The sequence below is a fragment of the uncultured Flavonifractor sp. genome, assembly GCF_944387675.1.
In the GTDB taxonomy this organism is placed as follows: domain Bacteria; phylum Bacillota; class Clostridia; order Oscillospirales; family Oscillospiraceae; genus Flavonifractor.
Map to the genome: position 1 here is coordinate 1 of NZ_CALXFV010000038.1, position 18,265 is coordinate 18,265.

Here is an 18,265-nt window from a genome sequence, read left to right on the forward strand (position 1 = left end):
GACGCCAACTGCCTGCTGGTGGTGGTGGACACCAACCGGCCGGAGCAGGTGGTGAGCCAGGACCTGCTGGAGGCGGTCCACAAGGTGGCGGTCATCGACCACCACCGCCGGGCCTCCTCCTACATTGCCGACGCCGCCCTCAACTTCCACGAGCCCTACGCCTCCTCCGCCAGCGAGCTGTCCACCGAGCTGCTGCAATACCTGCTGGAGCCGGCGGACCTGCTGAAAATCGAGGCGGAGGCCCTGCTGGCGGGCATCGCCCTGGACACCAAGCAGTTTACCATGCGCACCGGCAGCCGCACTTTTGAGGCGGCGGCCTTCCTCCGCCGCTCCGGCGCCGATACCGGCGATGTGAAAAAGCTCTTCCAGAACGACCTGGAGGGGACCATCGCCAAGTACGACATCATCCAGAACGCCCGGATGTACAAGGCGGCCATTGCCATTGCCCGGGTGGACCACACCGTGGGCCGCATCACCGCCGCCCAGGCCGCCGATGAGCTGCTGAACATCTCCGGCATCGACACCTCCTTCGTCCTCTTCCCCGACAGCGAGGGGCGGGTGATTCTCTCCGCCCGGAGCATGGGGGAGGTAAACGTGCAGGTGGTGCTGGAGAAGCTGGGGGGCGGCGGCAACGCCGCCACCGCCGGCGCCCAGGTGCCGGACAAGACGGTGGACGAGGTGACCCGGATGCTGCTCCAGGCCATTGACCAATATTTAGCTGACGAGTAAAAGGAGATTGCAGCCATGAAAGTGATTTTACAGCAGGACGTGAAGGGCCAGGGCAAGAAGGGCCAGATGATTGAGGCCAGCGACGGCTACGCCCGCAACTTCCTCCTGCCCCGGAAGCTGGCGGTGGCCGCCACCGCCGAGAACATCAACACCATGAAGATGCAGGAGAAGGCCAAGGCCGCCCAGGCCGCCGCAGAGAAGGCGGAGGCGGAGGCCATCGCCGCCAAGCTGAAGGATTTGAGCGTGAAGGTGGTGGCCAAGGGGGGCAACGGCGGCCGGCTGTTCGGCGCGGTGACCTCCAAGGAGATTGCCGACGCCCTGGCCGCCCAGCACGGCATCACCATTGCCAAGACCAAGATCGTCCAGGAGGAGCCCATCAAGGCCTTCGGCACCTATGAGCTGAAGGTGAAGCTGGGATATGAGGTCGCCGGCACCTTGAAGGTGGTCGTGGCCGAGGCGTAAACTGCCCGGGGGCTGATGGAGACATCGGCCCCCATCAGCCAGGAAGGAGCGCACATGGCAGGAGAAGAAGAGCTGCTGCTGCGGCAGATGCCCCACAGCGTGGAGGCCGAGCAGAGCGTGCTGGGCTCTATGCTCATTGACGCCCGGTGCGTGCCGGAGGTGATCGAGGCCCTCAAGCCCGAGGACTTCTACCTGCGCACCAACCGGGAGATCTACGAGACCATCTATTCCATGTTCAATTTCTCCCTCACCATCGACCCGGTGACGGTGCTGGACCACATGCGCCAGAACGGGGTGTATGACGAGAACAGCTCCCGGAACTACCTGCTCCAGCTGATGGACATCACCCCCACCGCGGCCAACGTGAAGGAATACGTGGCCATTGTGAGGGACAAAGCCCTGCTGCGGCGGATCGCGGAGACGGCGGGGGAGCTGACCGCCCTGGTGCAGGAGGGGACCGGCACCGCCCAGGAGGTGCTGGAGGCCGCCGAGCAGCGGATCTACGCCATCCGCCAGGGCCGCTCCGCCCAGGGGCTGACCCACATCTCGGGGGTCATTCTGGACGTGTATGCGCGGCTCAACGAGCTGGCCGCCAGCGGCCAGGCGGTGCCGGGACTGAGTACCGGACTGCCCGACGTGGATATGGCCATCTCCGGGCTGAACAAGTCCGACCTCATTCTGCTGGCCGCCCGGCCGGGCATGGGCAAGACCTCCTTCGCCCTCAACCTGCTGCTCCACGCCGGCAAGTTCTCCGGCAAGACGGTGGTGTTCTTTTCCCTGGAAATGAGCCGGGAGCAGCTGTGTATGCGCCTGATCTCCAGCGAGTCCTTTGTGGACAACAAAAAGCTGGTCACCGGCAAGCTGGGGGAGGAGGACTGGAACAAAATCGCCGCCGCCTCCGCCGCTTTGAACCAGACCCAGATCCTCATTGACGACAATCCCGCCCTCAGCGTGGCGGACATGAACGCCAAGTGCCGCCGGGTGGACAACCTGGGGCTGGTGGTCATCGACTACCTCCAGCTGATGACCTCCGCCGGCGGACCCCAGCGCAGCGGGGACAACCGGCAGCAGATCGTCTCCGACATCTCCCGGGCCTTGAAGATCATGGCCAAGGAGCTGAACGTGCCGGTGGTGTGCCTGTCCCAGCTCTCCCGGGGTCCGGAGAGCCGCTCGGACAAGCGGCCCATGCTCTCCGACCTGCGGGAGTCGGGAGCCATCGAGCAGGACGCCGACATCGTCATGTTCCTCTATCGGGACGATTATTATAATGAGGACAGCGAAAACCACAACCTGGCCGAGTGCATCATCGCCAAAAACCGCCACGGAGAGACCCGGACGGTAGAGCTGCAATGGCTGCCGGAGTACACCACCTTTTCTTCCATTGACCGGCGGCATACGGAGTATTAAACGGCCCGCAGCCCAAAGGAGACACTATGCTGGAAACTGTCAAGAGCCTGACAGCGGAATACGATATGCTTCCCCGGGGGGGCAGGGTGCTGTGCGCCGTGTCCGGCGGGGCGGACTCCATCTGCCTGCTCCACCTGCTCCACGCCATGGGGCCGGAGGGGGGCTTTACCGTGGCCGCCGCCCACTACCACCACGGCATGCGGGGCCAGGCCGCCGATTCCGACGCCGCCTTTGTGGAGCAGTTCTGCCGGGAGCGGAACATTCCCTGCGCGGTGGAGCGGGGGGAGGTGTACGCCGAGGCCCGGCGCCGGGGCCTCGGCGTGGAGGAGACCGGGCGGCAGCTGCGGTACGACTTTCTCCGCCGGGCGGCGGAGGAGCTGGGCTGCACCCGGATTGCCACCGCCCATAACGCCGACGACAATCTGGAGACCCTGCTGCTCCATCTGGTGCGGGGGGCGGGCCTCCACGGTCTGGCGGGGATTCCCCCCCGGCGTGGGGAGATTGTCCGGCCCCTGCTCACCACCCCCCGGGCGGAGATTGAGGCCTATCTGAAGGCCCACGGCCTGCATCACGTGGAGGACTGCACCAACACCGACGAGAGCTATGCCCGCAACCGCATCCGCCGCCAGGTGGTGCCGGTGCTGCGGCAGCTCAATCCCCGGCTCACCGAGAGCGCGGCGGAGACCATGGGGTATCTCCGGGCCGACAACGATTTTATGAACGCCCAGGCCGCCGCCGCCTGCTCCCACGCCCGGTGGGCGGAGGATGACCTGGTGATTGAGGCCCGGTATCTCGCCCAGCTCCCCTCCGCCATCGCCCCCCGGGCGGCCCGGCGGCTGCTGGAGATGACGGGGGACGGCAAGACCGACTGCTCCGCCGCCCATTTGAGGGCCGTTGTGGACCTGGCGGCGGGGGAGGATCCGTCGGCGGTGGCCTTCCTGCCCAACGGGCGGCTGGTACAGCGGGTGTACAAGGAGCTGCTCTTCACCACCCAGGGCGACCCCCCGCCCCCCTTCCACCCCATCCCCCTGAACATGGAGGGGGAGACGGCGCCGGAGGGGACGCCCTGGCGGTGCAGCTGCCGGGCGGTGCTCTGTCCCCCGCCGGGGGAGGAGACCCCGGGGGCCTGCTACCTGGCCCGGGACGCCCTGGAGGGGACGCCGGTGCTCCGGCCCCGGCAGACGGGGGATGAGATCGCCCTGCCCCGGCGGGGCGGCACCAAGACCATCAAAAAGCTGTTTATCGAGGAAAAGCTGCCCCGGCGGGAGCGGGAACTGGTCCCCATCCTGGCTGACGACCGGGGGGTACTGGCGGCGGCGGGCTTCGGCCCGGACAAAAGCCGCCTGGCCCGGCCGGGACAGGACGCCTATGAGCTGATTTTTTGGAAAAAAGAGTGAGGGTGACAAGGTATGGAGCATATGCTGGACAAGGACGTGGAGCGGGTCCTCTTCTCCGAGGAGGCGCTGAAGCAGCGGGTGGCGGAAATTGCCGCCCAGATTGACCGGGATTATGCCGGGAAGGAGCCGCTGCTGGTCAGCGTGCTGCGGGGTTCCTTTGTGTTTATGGCCGATTTGGTGCGGCAGATCAATCTGCCCTGCACGGTGGACTTTATGGCGGTATCCTCCTACGGGGCCGGTACCTCCAGCTCCGGCCAGGTGAAGATCATCAAAGACCTGTCGGAGCACATTGAGGGCAAGGACCTGATCGTGGTGGAGGATATTCTGGACAGCGGCAACACCCTGAGCTACCTGCTCCAGCTGCTCCAGGCGCGGAAGCCCGCCTCGGTGCGGCTGTGTACCCTGCTGGATAAGCCCTCCCGGAGGGTGAAGGAAGTGGAGGTACACTACTCCGGCTTCTCCATTCCAGACTACTTTGTGGTGGGCTACGGCCTGGACTACGCGGAGAAGTACCGCAACCTGCCCTACATCGGGGTGCTCAAGCCCTCGGTGTACGGCGGGTAATTACCGGCAGCGCTTGCCCGGAAAGGACGTGGCCATTTTTTGAAACGAAACGGAAACTTGCGCGACGTGGGATTCTACCTGCTGGTGGCGCTGATTCTGGTGCTCACTATGCTGGCTCTTCGGGGCGGTCTGGACAGCCAGGCGGAGGTCACCTACGGCCAGATCCGCCGCCTGCTGGAGGAGCAGCAGGTGTCCCAGGTCTCCCTCCAGGACGACGGCACCCTCACCCTCTGGCTGAAGGAGCCGGTGGGCGGCCAGGCCACCGTGCGCTACGACGTGGGCAACCCCCAGTGGTTCTATGACGACTTCAACGACCTGATTGTGGAGCAGCAGCGGCTGGGGATTATCTCCGATTACGATTACCCCAAGGCCTGGGAGCCCCCCTACTGGATGAGTTACCTGCCCTGGATCGCCATTGTGGTGTCCTTCGGCCTGCTGTGGTACTTCATGTTCCTGCGGCAGGCCGGCGGCGGGGGCGGCGGCGTGGACCGCACTGCCCGGTTCGGCCGGGCGCGCACCCGCACCGGGGCCGATGAGGAGAAAAAAGTCACCTTTGACGACGTGGCCGGGGCCGAGGAGGAGAAGGAGGAGCTGCAGGAGATTGTGGAGTTTCTCCGGGACCCCCAGCGCTATCTAGACCTGGGCGCCCGCATCCCCAAGGGGGTGCTGCTGGTGGGGCCGCCGGGTACCGGCAAGACCCTGCTGGCCAAGGCGGTGGCCGGGGAGGCGGGGGTCCACTTCCTGTCCATCTCCGGCTCCGACTTTGTGGAGCTGTACGTGGGCGTGGGCGCCAGCCGGGTCCGGGACCTCTTCGACCAGGCCAAGAAAAATTCTCCCGCCATTGTGTTTATCGACGAGATTGACGCCGTGGGCCGTCAGAGAGGGGCCGGCCTGGGCGGCGGTCACGACGAGCGGGAGCAGACCCTCAACCAGCTGCTGGTGGAGATGGACGGCTTCGGCAACAACGAAGGGGTGGTGGTCATGGCGGCCACCAACCGGCAGGATATTCTGGACCCCGCCCTGCTCCGCCCCGGCCGGTTCGACCGGCAGGTGTATGTGGGCTACCCGGACATCAAGGGCCGGGAGGCCATCCTGAAGGTCCACGCCCGAAACAAACCCCTGGGGGACGACGTGTCCCTGGCGGAGCTGGCCAAGGGTACCGGCGGCTTCACCGGCGCGGATTTGGAAAACCTGATGAACGAGGCCGCCCTGCTGGCCGCCCGGCAGCACCGCCGGTTTATCGCCAGGAAGGATCTGAGCGAGGCGGTGATCAAGGTCATCGCCGGGCCGGAGAAGAAGAGCCGGGTGGTCATCCAGCGGGAGCGGAAGCTCACCGCCTACCACGAGGCGGGCCACGCCATCGTCATCCACGACCTGGAGACTCAGGACCCGGTGCATCAGATCACCATCATCCCCCGGGGCATGGCGGGGGGCATGACCATCTCCCTGCCCCAGGAGGATGTCACCTTCCAGTCCAAGCGGCAGCTTACCGAGCGCATCGCCGTCTGCCTGGGGGGCCGGGCCGCCGAGGAGCTGGTGCTGGGGGATATCTCTACCGGCGCGGGCAGCGATTTGCAGAAAGCCAGCGCCATCGCCCGGAACATGGTCACCCGCTACGGCATGAGCCAGCGGCTGGGCAATGTGGTGTTTGACTCCGGCCATGACGAGGTGTTCATCGGCCGGTCCATGGCCCAGACCAAAAGCTACTCGGAGGAGGTGGCCGCCCTCATTGACGAGGAGATCCGCGCCCTCATCGACCAGGCTTACGCCCGGTGCCGGACGATCCTTACCGCCCGGCGGAAGGAGCTGGAGTTTGTGGCCGACTACCTGCTGAAGTATGAGAATATGGACGCCGCCGACTTTGAGCTGGTGTTTACAAATCCCGCCGCCGTGCAGCCTCCCGCCTCCTATCGGGCGGTGGAGGCCGAGGCGCGGAAAGAGGCGGACCCGCCGGCATCCGGAGACAGGGAGGGGGAGGACGGCCAGACCGATCCCCCCGCCGAATGACCTTCCCCAGACAACACAGCGCCCCCCGCCCAGGCTTTTCGCCTGGGCGGGGGGCGCTTCTTCCCGCCTATCTCCCGATCAGCGCGCCGGCCAGCACGGCGAAGCAGGGGAGGGTGAGGATACAGCACAGGGTGGTGAGAGTAACCAGCTGGGCGGCGGAGGCGGTGTCCCGGTGATACTGCTGGGAGAAGATGGAGGTATAGCCCGCCGATGGGGTGGCCGCCAGGATGACCAGCACAATGTACATCACCGGCTCCAGCCGGAGGGGAAGCAGCAGCAGGGCGGTGAGCAGGGGAAAGCCCACCAGCTTGAATAGGGCGGACAGGTACAGCCTGGGATTGCGGAAGGTGGCCCCCAGGTCGGCCGCCGCCATCTGAGAGCCGATAATCACCATGGCCAGGGGTGTATTCATGCTGCCCAAAAAGGCCACGGCGTTGCCCGCCACTGCGGGCAGGCGGAAGTCCAGCAAAAACAGGGCGATCCCACCCAGGGCGCCGAACATCCCCGGATTGAGAAACATCTTTTTCAGGGAAAAGCCCCCCTTGCCCCCCATGAGCAGCACCCCATGGCTCCAGACAAAGAGGGTGAAGCCCACCAGGCCCACAATGGCGAACATCAGTCCCTCCTCCCCCAGCACCGCCTGGGCCAGGGGCAGGCCCATAAAGCCGATGTTGCCGTACATGGCGCCGTAGCGCAGCACGATGCGGGTGTTCTCCCCCTGCCGCCGGAACAGCAGGCACAGCCCCAGGGCCGCCAGCAGGTAGAGACCCAGCGTCAGGGCCATGCACAGGCCCATCACCTGGATAAGGTGGGCGCTGCGGGGCATCTGAAGGGTGTCAATTATCAGACAGGGGACCACCACGTACAGCAGCAGGAAGGTGGTGTGGGACTGGGTCTCCGGGCCGAATTTCCCGCACCGGGTCAGCACATAGCCCACCCCCATCAGCAAAAACAGGGTCCCCACCTGGGAGGCCACCAGCAAAAAATTTTCCGCCAACACACAACAGCTCCTTTTTTCAAACAGCATCATTATATCAGCTTCCGCGGAAAATGCAAATCGGTTGACAAAATCCCCCGGCGGGGGCTATACTGGGGGTTGCCCCACCCCCGGGTGGGGACTGCACGGAGAGGAGGGGGCCGCCTATGGCCGGAACGCGAAGGGGATATCTGCGGATCTTCGCCTCCTACTACAAGCCCCACTGGAGACTGTTTCTGCTGGACATGACGTGCGCGCTGTGCATCTGTGTGGTGGATTTGCTCTTCCCCATGGTGTCCCGCTGGTCCATGCAGACCCTGCTGCCTCAGAAGCTCTTCGCCGCCTTTTTCGCGGTGATGGCCGCCCTGGTGGGCGCTTACGTGCTTAAGGGCGCGCTCTACTACATTGTCACCTACTGGGGCCACCTGCTGGGGGTGCGGATGGAGGCGGATATCCGCCGGGACCTGTTCACCCACATGCAGGAGCTGTCCTTTTCCTTCTATGACAAAAACCGCACCGGCCAGCTGATGAGCCGGGTCACCGGCGATCTGTTTGAGATCACCGAATTGGCCCACCACGGCCCGGAGGACCTGTTCATCTCCTCGGTAACCATTCTGGGGGCCTTCTGCATCATGCTCACCGTCCAGTGGCGGCTGGCCCTGGTGGTGTTTGCCGTCATCCCCATTTTCATTCTCTTTACCGCTCTCACCCGGAAGAAAATGATGCGGGCCTCCCTTGAGGTAAAGGCCAAGCTGGCGGGTATCAACGGGGAGGTGGAGTCCTCCATTTCCGGCATGCGCACCGCCAAGGCCTTTGCCAACGAGCAGGCGGAGAGCGACAAATTCAACGCCGCCAACGACCAGTTCCGGGGCGCCAAGCGGGGCTACTACCAGGCTATGGCCTTCTACCAGTCGGGGATGGAGTTCTTCATGGGCATCCTCTCCGCCCTGGTGATCGCCTTCGGCGGCTGGCTCATCATGCAGGAGCGGATGGACTTCATCGACCTGACCACCTTCGCCCTGTACGTCACCACCTTCATCACCCCCATCCGCAAACTGTCCGCCTTTGTGGAGCAGTATATGCAGGGCATGGCGGGCTTCAAGCGGTTTGTGGAGCTGATGGGGGTGCAGCCCGACATTCAGGACGCCCCCGACGCCCGGCCCCTCACCCAGGTAAAGGGGGACATTCTGGTGGACGACGTCACCTTCCGGTACGAGTCCTCTCCCGAGCCGGTGCTGGACCACGTCACCCTCCACATCCGGCCCGGAGAGACGGTGGCGGTGGTGGGTCCCTCCGGCGGGGGCAAGTCCACCCTGTGCCAGCTCATCCCCCGGTTCTACGACGTCACCGCCGGCCGGGTGCTGGTGGACGGCCAGGACGTGCGCCAGCTTCAGCAGCGCTCCCTGCGGGAGCACATCGGCATTGTACAGCAGGACGTGTTCCTTTTCGCCGGTACCATCTACGACAACATCCGCTACGGCCGGCCCGACGCCACCGAGGCCGAGGTGGTGGAGGCCGCCCGCCGGGCGGAGATCTACGACGACATCATGCAGATGCCCGACGGCTTCCAGACCCAGGTGGGGGAGCGGGGGGTGATGCTCTCCGGCGGGCAGAAGCAGCGGGTGTCCATCGCCCGGATCTTCCTCAAAGACCCGCCCATCCTCATTCTGGATGAGGCCACCTCCGCTCTGGACAGCGTCACCGAGGCCCGCATCCAGTCCGCCTTCGACCAGCTGGCCCAGGGCCGCACCACCCTCATCATCGCCCACCGGCTGTCCACCATCCGCTCCGCCGGCCACATCATCGTCATCGACGGCTGCGGCATCGCCGAGGAGGGGACCCATGAAGCGCTGATGGCCAAGGGCGGCGAATACGCCCGGTTATACAGCCTGCAAAAATCAGTTTCCGTATAGCAAAAATCGGGGAGCGGCAGCGCCGCTCCCCGATTCAGCTTGTCGAAAAGGTGCTCCGCCACGTTCTCAGCCGTCTCGTTATCCCGCCTGATAGCGGTTGAGGCCCTCCTCCGTCTTGCGGGTAATCCGCCCCTGGACCATCAGATGGTCCAGATGGGACATACACTCCCCCACGGCAAACCACTTCTGGGCCACCGGAAACTCCGCCCAACTGCCGGCCCGGATCTTCCAGGTCATGTATCCCGCCAGCTCATAGGCGCCGGCGCCGGGGTGGTTTTTCACCGCCTGATAGGCCTCCTCCAGCCGCAGGCGGTGGTGCTCCTTCAGGGCGTCCACCCGGGGGACCAGCGCTCCTCCGCCCCGGTGGCCGGGGAGGGAGCGGACGGGGACGTAGTTCCGAATGCGGTCCAGGCTGTCCAGGTAAGCGCCCAGGGCGTCGGGCAGCTGGGGCCAGGAGGTGATGTTGGGGGTGATGTCGAAGAGCACGTGGTCCCCCAGCAGCAGCAGGCCCTCCCCCTCCACCCAGAAGCACATCTGGCCCGGGGTATGGCCGGGCATGAGCAGCGCCCGGAGGCGGAAGCCCCCCGCCTCCAGCACCTGGCCGTCAACCAGGCTCTCGTAATGCCCCCCCTCCGGGGGCGCCATGGACCGGGCGGGGTTGGTGGATGCCATGTCCCGGAGCAGCTCCGGCGGAAAGCCCTCGGCGGCAAAGCGGCGGGTAGTGGCCGCCCAGTGCTCCGCCTGCTCCTCCCGGGTGCAGTCCAGGGTGGGCCGGTCCACAGCGCTGATGTAAATGACCCCCCGTTCCCCGGCCGCCTCGGGGGCCAGGCCGGAGTGGTCGGAGTGGAGGTGGGTGAGCAGCACGTCCACCTCCCCCGGCCTCAGCCCCAGCTCCTTGAGCTGGGCAAAGAGGGCCTGGCGGCAGGGCTCCTGCCGGAAGCCGGTATCCACCAGCAGGGGGCGGTCCTTCCCCCGGATCAGGTAGGCGTTGAGCTCCTTCAGGGGGTTGCCGGGGAGGGGAACGGGAATGCGGTACAGGTTGGGTATGATCTGTTCTGGCATGGGCTGCGGCGCTCCTTCTCTGTTTTTTAAAACGATTATACCCTAGTTCCCCTGAATATGCTATACTATTCTCTCAAAGGAGGGGGAAGGATGAACAAGACGGAACTGCTGAACCGGCTGGCCCGGGACGGGGAGGAGCGGCTGCTGCTGGCCCGCGCCCTGGACAAGCTGGAGCTGGCCCGAAACCGGGGAACGCCCAGCCACACCGGCTTTCTCTCCCCCCATGAGCGGGCGGCGGTGGAGGGTCTGATCCAGGCCTGTGGCTACCCCAGCCACCTGTTTTCCGGCGGCTGCCCCGACGCCGAGCGGACGGTGTGCGCCTTTCTCCCCGACTGGCTGGAGGAGGAGGACTGGCACAGCGGGCCGGAATACAACCCCATCCGGGCCATCCGGTGCACCTGGTCCGGGGGCGGACTGACCCACCGGGACTTTCTGGGGGCCATTCTGGGTCTGGGGCTGGACCGGGAAAAGGTGGGGGACATTCTGGTGGGGGAGAGGACCTGCGACGTGCTGGTGCTGGAGGAGGTGGCCGGCTTCCTGCTGCTCCACCTGGACCAGGCGGGCCGGGTCCGTTTGAAGGCGCGCCCTGTGGGCCTAGAGGAGCTCTCCTCTCCGGCGGTGCAGGTAAAGCCCATCCGGGACACGGTGAGCTCCCTGCGGCTGGACGCGGTGGCCGCCTCCGGCTTCTCCCTGTCCCGGGGACGGGCCGCGGAGCTTATCACCTCGGGAAAGGTGCAGCTCAATCACCAGGAGTGCCTGAAGCCCGACCGGCCGGTGAAGGAGGGGGACACCATCAGCTGCCGGGGCCTGGGCAAATGCGTGGTGAAAGAGGTGGGCGGCCCGTCCAAAAAGGGGCGCATTCTGATCGGATTGGAGCGGTATGTCTGATGGACGAGAAAAAGATTGCACGGATCAACGAGCTGGCCAAAAAGGCCAAGAGCCAGGCCGGCCTCACCCCGGAGGAAATGGTGGAGCGGGATTTGCTGCGGCAGGAGTATATCGCCGCCTACCGGGCCAACCTGGTGGCCCAGCTGGAGCACACCGTCATCGTGGAGCCTGACGGCACCCGGCACAAGCTGGGAAAAAAGCCATAAGCACCCGGGACCCCTTCGCGGAAGGCGGGGGCATACGCCTCCCCCGGCTGCGCGCTACAGCTCCAGCTCCTCCGGCTCCGCCCGGGGCTTTAGGCTCTCCAGGGATTCCAGCCACAGAACGGAGAGCCGGCTGGCATCGGGGACTTGCTCCAGCTCAAAGGCGGTGCTGGCCGCCGCCGGGTGCAGCTCCAAGGCGCAGAGCCTGCCGCCGCTGTCGTAAACGGCCGCGGCAAGCACGCCGTCAATCTCAGTCTCCGACGTGAGCTGAACGGAAAAGCGCAGGGTCTCCTCCGCGGTGAGACCGGTAATGGCGATGGTCCCCCACCCGGGGTCGGAGAAAACGTCTCCGCTCATATAGTGCAGCTCCAGCGGCTGGAAGTTCTGGGTATAATTCACGTCGTATCCGTCCGTATAGCCGCCGTCCAGCCCCGGATAGAAGCTGACGCCAATGGGGGTCCGCCCCGAAAGGCCGGTCACCTCAAAGGTAAGGGTGGCGAGGATGCCGTTGTAGGCGATGTTGTCCGGCGAATCCCAGCTCAGGTTCACAAGGCCGGCATCCGTGTCCACGCCCTCTGTGTACAGCGCCCCCAGCGTCTCCCCCTGGACGTCCTTCAGGGAGAGCTTTGCCGTATCATAGGATATCTGGAGATTGAGGTTGGCAAAGCCGGGATTGCCCGAGAGCATCACAGGCACGCTTACCGTGCCGCCGGTGTGGCCCGCGGCGCTGCCGGCGCGCACCAGGGGGTAGTCGGCAAGGGAGATATCGCTGAAATACATGGTAAACCCGTAAGAGATATAATCAGTGACTGCCTGCTCCGCCGCGCTTCCCTTTGTGCCGTACACCGTGAGTCCCGATGTGGATATGCCGAAATATTCGATTTCCGAAACGGTCTCCGGCACGTACAGCGTATCCAGACAGGTTTGATAAAAGGCGTTGGAGCAGATTCGCTCCACGCAGCCGGGGACGCAGTAATGCGCCCCCTCCTTGCCGGAGGGGTAGCGCACCAGGGCGGTCATGTCCTTGTTGTACAGCACCCCGTCATGGGCGGAAAAATACGGGTTTTCCCCGCTTACCGAGATGCACTTCAGGGCATAGCCCGAGAGGGAATCGCTGCTCAGGCTGCGCACCCCTGCGGGGAGGTGGAGCTGCTGGAGGTTGGGGCAGTCAAAGAACACCTCATCGCCCAGCTCCAGCAGACTCTCCGGCAAGCTCACCTCGGACACCGCGCTGCCGGAGAAGGCGAAGTCCCCAACGCGCGTCACGCCCTCGGAAACGCGGACGCTTGTAATCTCATCGTTGTATTTGGCCCACGGGGTCCCGTCCACGGTGTAGTCGTACATTGCGCCGGTTCCGCGGATGGTCAGAACGCCGTCGGCGACGGACCAATCCAAATCATCTCCGCACACGTTTGTGGGTTTTACCGTCACCGTACACTGGGCCGTAAGTCCGTTGACGGCTTCCGCCGTGATCACTGCCGTTCCCTTGGAAACGCCCTTTACCATGCCGGTATCACTGACGGTGGCCACCGACGTGTCGCTGCTGGACCATGTGCAGGCGGTTTCGGCCTTTTCCGGCGTGAACTCCGGCGTCAGCTTCAGGGAGGCTGTGTCGGTGAGCTCCGCCGTGGGCGGGAGGGTGATGGACTGGGGGTCCTCCCCCAGTATTACAAAGAAATATTCAAGTTTCCCCGGTATCAGGTCAGTCCAGGGAAAGCCCCAGTATTCCTCAATCTCAACGCTTATTATGATGATTTTCCCGCCGGAGGATGCCACCGCCCGCACATCGCTCTTATCCTTTCCGTAATTGTCCCCCACGATTTTTAGCTTGGAGGAATCGGAGCTGTACCAGTTGGCCTTCAGCATCTCATTGCTGCCGATGGTTCTGCCCGTGTCAATGGTATAGGTGTCGCCCACGGCCAGATAAATGATTTTCCGCTCCGGCGTGGACTCAGCATAGGCCATGGGCATCCACACCACGCAGAGAAGGGCGCAGGCCAGCAGGACAGAAACAAACCGCTTCAATTTTTAGCCCTCCTCCTTGCTCTTCAGGTACTGGAGCAACTCGGTCACGTCCCGGCTGTTCGCCCGTCCGTCCCCATTGGCGTCCGCCCGCTCCTCCGTCAGCCCGGTCTGACCGGCCCCGCTGAGGTACTGGGCCAGCAGCCGGGCGTCCTCCATGGTACATGCGCCGTCGCCGTTGAGGTCGTACCGCTCCGCCGCCGGGGGCCGAACCGTCACCACGCAGGTATCGCTGCTGCCGCCATCCTCCGACGCGGCGGTGATGACGGCCCTGCCCAGCGCCAGACCCTGCACGGTTCCCCCGGTGACAACGGCGACGCCGTCATCGGACGTGGACCAGAGGATGGTTTGGTTTGTGGCGGCTTCGGGGGCTATGCTTGCCTGGAGTGTATCGCTCTCTCCGACGTCGAGAAGCACCTCGTGCCGGTCAAGGGTCAGCTGCGTTGTTTTGAGCACCACCGAAACATGACATTCCCTGTGGAACCCGCCGTCCTCCGTGGTGGCGGTGATGACCGCATCGCCCATCTCATGAGCCGTCACCACCCCGTCCGCCGACACAGTGGCGGCCGACTCGTTTGACGAGGTCCACACCACCGCCTGATTCCACGCCTCCGGGGGATAGACTTCGGCCGTCAGCTCCGCGGTATCACCGGGCTCCAGAAAGAGCCTGTCCGGGTCTAGCTCTATGCCCTCCACCGGCGTTTTGACAAACTCCCGCTCGTTGATGTGGCAGGGGAAGCCGCCGTTCATATCGGGATCTATTTTCCATACCGTTTCAAAATCCCAGCCGGGGTAGGTTTCGGGCTTCTGCATGTCCGCATCGTCCCGTCCGTACTCGCCGCCCAGGACGCAGTTTGTCACCGTACCCTCATTTTCCCCCACAAAATTCTTGACCTTGTAGGTGGTGCCGCGCCAGTAGCAGTACTCGATGGTACCCTGATTGACCCCCACGAAGGTGCCGAAGCGGAGGGTTGTACCCGCGCTTCCGCTGAAGGAGGCGTCCGCCGTGGAATAGCTGTTGCGGATGATGCCGTCCGCGGCGTTGATTGCGGCCACCGAGCCAACCTGGGCGTTGCCGCTGGTGGCCCGGATCCGGCCTGAGACGTGGACATTTTCGATGAGCCCGTGATTTTCCCGCACAAACGCATTGGGAAGGGCCGTGTCGCTCTCGATTTCAATGGACAGGTTCTTTATGGTGCCGCTGTTGCTGTAAATAAAGCCGTTTTTTATGGTTCCGATGGTGATTTGATACCCGTCCCCGTCCAGCACGCCGGAAAAGAGCTGCCCGCTCCAGGTACCCACTTCAATGTTGTCCGTCAGTCTGTAATGGGCGTCCTGCTCCTCCCGGATTTGCAGCAGCTCCTCCTCATTGGAAATCAGATACGGCTCCTGCGCCGTTCCGGCGCCGGAGGCGCGGTCAGCCCCGCTGAGGACCGGCAGACACAGGACTATGATGCAAAGGGACAGGAATATGGACAGACCCCGCTTTCTCCTTCTCATGACCAAAGCCTCCTTAAACCTGCATTTGTCCATGCTCGTTTGGGAAATTATACTATAAAGTGGGAAAGAAATCTACAGTATTTCGGCCTGGCGGCGGTGCGGTGAGCCGATCGTCCGTTTGAACCAGCAGCAAAAAATCAGCGATACCTGGTCATAAAACCAAATATCGCTGATTTTTATGGGCCGGTCCCGCCCGGCGGATGTCTCAGGCGCACTCCCGGGGGAGCCGCGCTGTCACCGCGCCGTCCGGGTCAAACACGTTCCGTTACCAGCCGAAGGGGAAATTGTAATAGAAATTGTTCCCCTGCTGGGACTGCTGCTGGGATTGCTGCTCCTGGTATTCCTGCTGGAGCGTGTCCATGGCCGCCTGGGTGGTCTGATTGTCCTCGTCCAGGGTAACGGTCACATCCACGCTCTCCCCATTCCGATAGACGGTGAAGGTAACCTGCTCCCCGGCCTTGTAGTTCTGGACGGCGGCTTTCAGGGCGTCACTGTTGGCCACGGACTCACCGTCCACGGCGGTGATAATGTCCCCCACCTGCAGGCCGCCCTTCTCCGCCCCGGAGTTCTCCAAAATGGCCAGCACCTCGGCGCCGGCGGGTACGCCGTAGCGCTGGGCGGCTTCATTCACGTCGTTCATCAGAATGCCCACGTTGGGCTTGCCGGTGACGTAGCCGTGCTCCATAATGGAGGTGACCATGTCCCGCACGTCGTTGATGGGGATGGCGAAGCCCAGGCCCTCCACCGAGGCCTCCGAGCTGGAGCTGGAGGACAGCTTGGCGGAGACAATGCCGATGACCTGGCCATACTCGTTAAACAGGGGACCACCGGAGTTGCCGGAGTTGATGGCGGTGTCGGTCTGGAGCATGTTCATCACGGTGCCGTCGCTCATGGTCACCGAGCGGTCCTTGGCGGACACCAGGCCGCCGGTGAAGGTAAAGGTCAGCTCACCCAGAGGGTTGCCGATGGCGTACACGTTCTCCCCCACGTTGAGGGCGTCGGAGTCGCCCAGGGTGACCATGGGCAGGTTGCCCACATCGATTTTCAGCACGGCGATATCGTTGTCCGACTCGCCCCCCACCAGAGTGGCGTCATAGCTCTTGCCGTCAGAGAAGAACACGGTGATGTCGCTGACGCCGTCAATGACGTGGTAGTTGGTGAGAATGTAGCTGGTGCTGGCGTTGGAGCTAATGACGAAGCCGGAGCCGGAGACGGCGTTCTTCACGGTGTAGCCCCACACGTTGGTGGTCACATTGCCGTTGACGCCCACCACCGCCCCCAGGTTGGCGGCGTAGATCTGCTCCGGGGTGAGGACGGTCTGGCCGTCCACATTGGCCAGGGTGACGGCAGTGGTGCCACTGCTGCTCTGGTAGATGGTGGTGCTGCCTCCGGCCAGCCGGCTGGCGACCCAGACACCGCCGCCCCCCACCAGGCCGCCCACAATGGCGCAGCACAGGCCGAGGGCCACAAATTTGGCGGCCATGCCCTTTTTCTTCTTGGGGGGCTGGGCCTCGTAGACGTGGAACTGGTCGGACTCTATGATGGGCTCCCGTTCCTCAGGGGGTCTGTTATAATCACTGTAATACATGGCGCTTCTCTCCTCTTTGACGGGTTTGTGTTTTCTCTTTGGAACGGTTCTTAGGATACCCGGAAATTGTGTATAAAACATGAAGAATCTTCGCATGATTTTTAAATTTCATTCAGAATGGCTGGAGAGGAGGAACCGGCGGTGTACAACCGGTTGGATCAGGATTTTACCCTGGGCGGGCTGCTTCGCTTCGCCCTGCCCACCACCATAATGATGCTGGTCACCTCCCTGTACACCATTGTGGACGGGGTGCTCACCGCCCGGCTGGTGGGGGAGAACGCCCTGGCCGCCATCAACATCGCCTACCCAGCCCTCAGCGTCATGCTGGCGGCTGGCATCATGCTGGGTACCGGCGGCAGCGCGGTGGTGGGCCACCGGATGGGGGCGGGGGATCTGGCGGGCGCCCGGCGCACCTTCGGCTTTCTGGCCCTGACGGCGGTGTGGATGGGCGGATGCTTTGCCCTGGCGGGCGGGCTGTGGGCGGAGGAGCTGGCCCGGCTGCTGGGCGCCAGCGACCTGCTGCTTCCCGACGCCGCCGTTTACCTGCGTATTCAGCTGCTCTTTGCCCCTATGGCCATGCTCCAGCTGCTGTTTGAGAGCTTTTTTGTCACCGCCGGCCGGCCCGGCCTGGGCCTGGGCCTCACCATCGGGGCGGGACTTACCAATGGGGTGCTGGACTGGCTGTATATGGGTCCGCTGGAGCTGGGCATCGCCGGGGCCGCCATGGCCACGGTCACCGGCTACTGCATTCCGGCGGTGTGCGGGGTGGTCTTCTTCCTGACCCGGCGTCAGGGCCTGCGCTTTGCCAGGCCGGAGCCGCGCTGGACGCTGCTGGGCCGGGCCTGCTTCAACGGCTCCTCCGAGATGGTCACCAACCTGTCCACCGCCGTCACCACCTTCTGCTTCAACGCCATTATGCTGGCGCTGCTGGGAGAGACGGGGGTGGCCGCCATCACCATCCTGCTCTACGCCCAGTTCCTGCTCATCGCCCTGTTTCTGGGCTTTTCCATGGGGGTGGCCCCGGTGTTCAGCTTCAACCTGGGCGCCCAGCGGCACGACCGACTGCGGAACACCTTCCGCCACTGCGCCCGGTTTATCCTGTTGGGGGCGGTGGCCATCTTTGCCGCCGCCCAGCTGCTGGCCCCTGTCATCGTGGGGGTGTTTTCGCCCGCCGGCACCCAGGTCTATGGTCTGGCCCTGGGGGGCTTCCGGTTGTTTGCCCCCGCCTTTCTCTTTGCCGGAATCAATATCTTTGCCTCCGCCCTGTTTACCGCCCTGGGGGACGGAAAACGCTCGGCCCTCATCTCCTTCGCCCGCACCTTCGGCTTCCTTATGGCTGGGCTGCTGGTGCTGCCCCGGCTGCTGGGGGTCACGGGCGTGTGGCTGGCGGTGCCGGCGGCGGAGGGACTCAGCTGCCTGCTGTCCCTGTTCCTGCTGTGGCGGCACAGGGATATGTACGGATGGAAACGTGAGTGAATTGTCAAACTAAGTGCAACAGGAATTGAGTTCGAAGTCCCATAATTCCTGAGCAGAATGGAAGTTCAAAA

Annotated in this window: 15 protein-coding genes; 10 read left to right on the forward strand and 5 right to left on the reverse strand. The window is 64.2% G+C overall.

Annotated elements, in window-relative coordinates:
• The 6 genes from Q0J74_RS05310 to ftsH all read left to right on the forward strand — a co-directional run.
• On the forward strand, positions 1–729 hold a 729-nt coding region (locus Q0J74_RS05310), incomplete at its 5' end, for a DHH family phosphoesterase (protein ID WP_297211728.1).
• A 15-nt stretch (positions 730–744) separates the two neighbouring features.
• A complete protein-coding gene (gene rplI, locus Q0J74_RS05315; RefSeq protein WP_297211730.1) occupies positions 745–1,191 on the forward strand; it encodes a 50S ribosomal protein L9 in 447 nt (148 codons plus the stop codon).
• Between the two features lie 54 nt (positions 1,192–1,245).
• Positions 1,246–2,598, forward strand: coding sequence for a replicative DNA helicase (gene dnaB, locus Q0J74_RS05320; RefSeq protein WP_297211733.1), 1,353 nt, complete (start codon positions 1,246–1,248; stop codon positions 2,596–2,598).
• Between the two features lie 26 nt (positions 2,599–2,624).
• Positions 2,625–3,995 carry a tRNA lysidine(34) synthetase TilS gene (gene tilS / locus Q0J74_RS05325; protein WP_297211736.1) on the forward strand — a complete coding sequence of 457 codons (1,371 nt, stop codon included), beginning with the start codon at positions 2,625–2,627 and terminating at the stop codon, positions 3,993–3,995.
• A gap of 12 nt (positions 3,996–4,007) precedes the next feature.
• Positions 4,008–4,559, forward strand: coding sequence for a hypoxanthine phosphoribosyltransferase (gene hpt, locus Q0J74_RS05330; RefSeq protein ID WP_297211739.1), 552 nt, complete (start codon positions 4,008–4,010; stop codon positions 4,557–4,559).
• A gap of 39 nt (positions 4,560–4,598) precedes the next feature.
• A complete protein-coding gene (ftsH, locus tag Q0J74_RS05335; protein ID WP_363315555.1) occupies positions 4,599–6,566 on the forward strand; it encodes an ATP-dependent zinc metalloprotease FtsH in 1,968 nt (655 codons plus the stop codon).
• Positions 6,567–6,633: 67 nt separating this feature from the next.
• Here the strand turns inward: ftsH and Q0J74_RS05340 are convergent, their stop codons facing one another.
• Positions 6,634–7,566, reverse strand: a complete 933-nt coding sequence (locus tag Q0J74_RS05340) for an AEC family transporter (protein WP_297211742.1) — start codon at positions 7,564–7,566, stop codon at positions 6,634–6,636.
• Between the two features lie 143 nt (positions 7,567–7,709).
• Here Q0J74_RS05340 and Q0J74_RS05345 point away from each other — a divergent pair, with 143 nt between their 5' ends.
• On the forward strand, positions 7,710–9,455 hold the full coding sequence (locus tag Q0J74_RS05345; RefSeq protein WP_297211745.1) for an ABC transporter ATP-binding protein: 1,746 nt from the start codon (positions 7,710–7,712) through the stop codon (positions 9,453–9,455).
• A 78-nt stretch (positions 9,456–9,533) separates the two neighbouring features.
• Here Q0J74_RS05345 and Q0J74_RS05350 read toward each other — a convergent pair whose 3' ends face one another.
• Positions 9,534–10,517: an MBL fold metallo-hydrolase gene (locus Q0J74_RS05350; RefSeq protein WP_297211748.1), complete on the reverse strand. Its 984-nt coding sequence runs from the start codon at positions 10,515–10,517 to the stop codon at positions 9,534–9,536.
• A gap of 90 nt (positions 10,518–10,607) precedes the next feature.
• Between Q0J74_RS05350 and Q0J74_RS05355 the strand changes: the two genes are divergently transcribed.
• The gene (locus Q0J74_RS05355) at positions 10,608–11,405 is read left to right on the forward strand and encodes an RNA-binding protein (RefSeq protein ID WP_297211751.1); all 798 of its coding nucleotides are present in this window, start codon (positions 10,608–10,610) and stop codon (positions 11,403–11,405) included.
• Positions 11,405–11,611: a DUF896 domain-containing protein gene (locus tag Q0J74_RS05360; RefSeq protein ID WP_297211755.1), complete on the forward strand. Its 207-nt coding sequence runs from the start codon at positions 11,405–11,407 to the stop codon at positions 11,609–11,611. The genes Q0J74_RS05355 and Q0J74_RS05360 overlap by 1 nt, the downstream gene beginning before the upstream one ends.
• 54 nt (positions 11,612–11,665) lie before the next feature.
• Here Q0J74_RS05360 and Q0J74_RS05365 read toward each other — a convergent pair whose 3' ends face one another.
• The 3 genes from Q0J74_RS05365 to Q0J74_RS05375 all read right to left on the reverse strand — a co-directional run bounded on the left by Q0J74_RS05365 (position 11,666) and on the right by Q0J74_RS05375 (position 16,718).
• The gene (locus Q0J74_RS05365) at positions 11,666–13,633 is read right to left on the reverse strand and encodes a leucine-rich repeat protein (RefSeq protein ID WP_297211758.1); all 1,968 of its coding nucleotides are present in this window, start codon (positions 13,631–13,633) and stop codon (positions 11,666–11,668) included.
• A 3-nt stretch (positions 13,634–13,636) separates the two neighbouring features.
• Positions 13,637–15,130 carry an Ig-like domain-containing protein gene (locus Q0J74_RS05370; RefSeq protein ID WP_297211761.1) on the reverse strand — a complete coding sequence of 498 codons (1,494 nt, stop codon included), beginning with the start codon at positions 15,128–15,130 and terminating at the stop codon, positions 13,637–13,639.
• A 265-nt stretch (positions 15,131–15,395) separates the two neighbouring features.
• Positions 15,396–16,718: a S1C family serine protease gene (locus Q0J74_RS05375; RefSeq protein WP_297211764.1), complete on the reverse strand. Its 1,323-nt coding sequence runs from the start codon at positions 16,716–16,718 to the stop codon at positions 15,396–15,398.
• A gap of 141 nt (positions 16,719–16,859) precedes the next feature.
• On the opposite strand from Q0J74_RS05375, the gene Q0J74_RS05380 reads away from it, so the two are divergent.
• Entirely contained in the window at positions 16,860–18,194 is a 1,335-nt protein-coding gene (locus Q0J74_RS05380; RefSeq protein WP_297211766.1) for an MATE family efflux transporter, read from the forward strand.
• Positions 18,195–18,265: the final 71 nt, after the last annotated feature.

Bases quoted from the DNA above. Each gene is read 5' to 3' on its own strand.
- Q0J74_RS05345 (WP_297211745.1), top strand. From the start codon at position 7,710: ATGGCCGGAACGCGAAGGGGATATCTGCGGATCTTCGCCTCCTACTAC.
- Q0J74_RS05355 (WP_297211751.1), top strand. From the start codon at position 10,608: ATGAACAAGACGGAACTGCTGAACCGGCTGGCCCGGGACGGGGAGGAG.
- dnaB (WP_297211733.1), top strand. From the start codon at position 1,246: ATGGCAGGAGAAGAAGAGCTGCTGCTGCGGCAGATGCCCCACAGCGTG.
- Q0J74_RS05370 (WP_297211761.1), bottom strand. From the start codon at position 15,130: ATGAGAAGGAGAAAGCGGGGTCTGTCCATATTCCTGTCCCTTTGCATC.
- rplI (WP_297211730.1), top strand. From the start codon at position 745: ATGAAAGTGATTTTACAGCAGGACGTGAAGGGCCAGGGCAAGAAGGGC.
- Q0J74_RS05350 (WP_297211748.1), bottom strand. From the start codon at position 10,517: ATGCCAGAACAGATCATACCCAACCTGTACCGCATTCCCGTTCCCCTC.
- Q0J74_RS05375 (WP_297211764.1), bottom strand. From the start codon at position 16,718: ATGTATTACAGTGATTATAACAGACCCCCTGAGGAACGGGAGCCCATC.
- tilS (WP_297211736.1), top strand. From the start codon at position 2,625: ATGCTGGAAACTGTCAAGAGCCTGACAGCGGAATACGATATGCTTCCC.
- Q0J74_RS05360 (WP_297211755.1), top strand. From the start codon at position 11,405: ATGGACGAGAAAAAGATTGCACGGATCAACGAGCTGGCCAAAAAGGCC.
- hpt (WP_297211739.1), top strand. From the start codon at position 4,008: ATGGAGCATATGCTGGACAAGGACGTGGAGCGGGTCCTCTTCTCCGAG.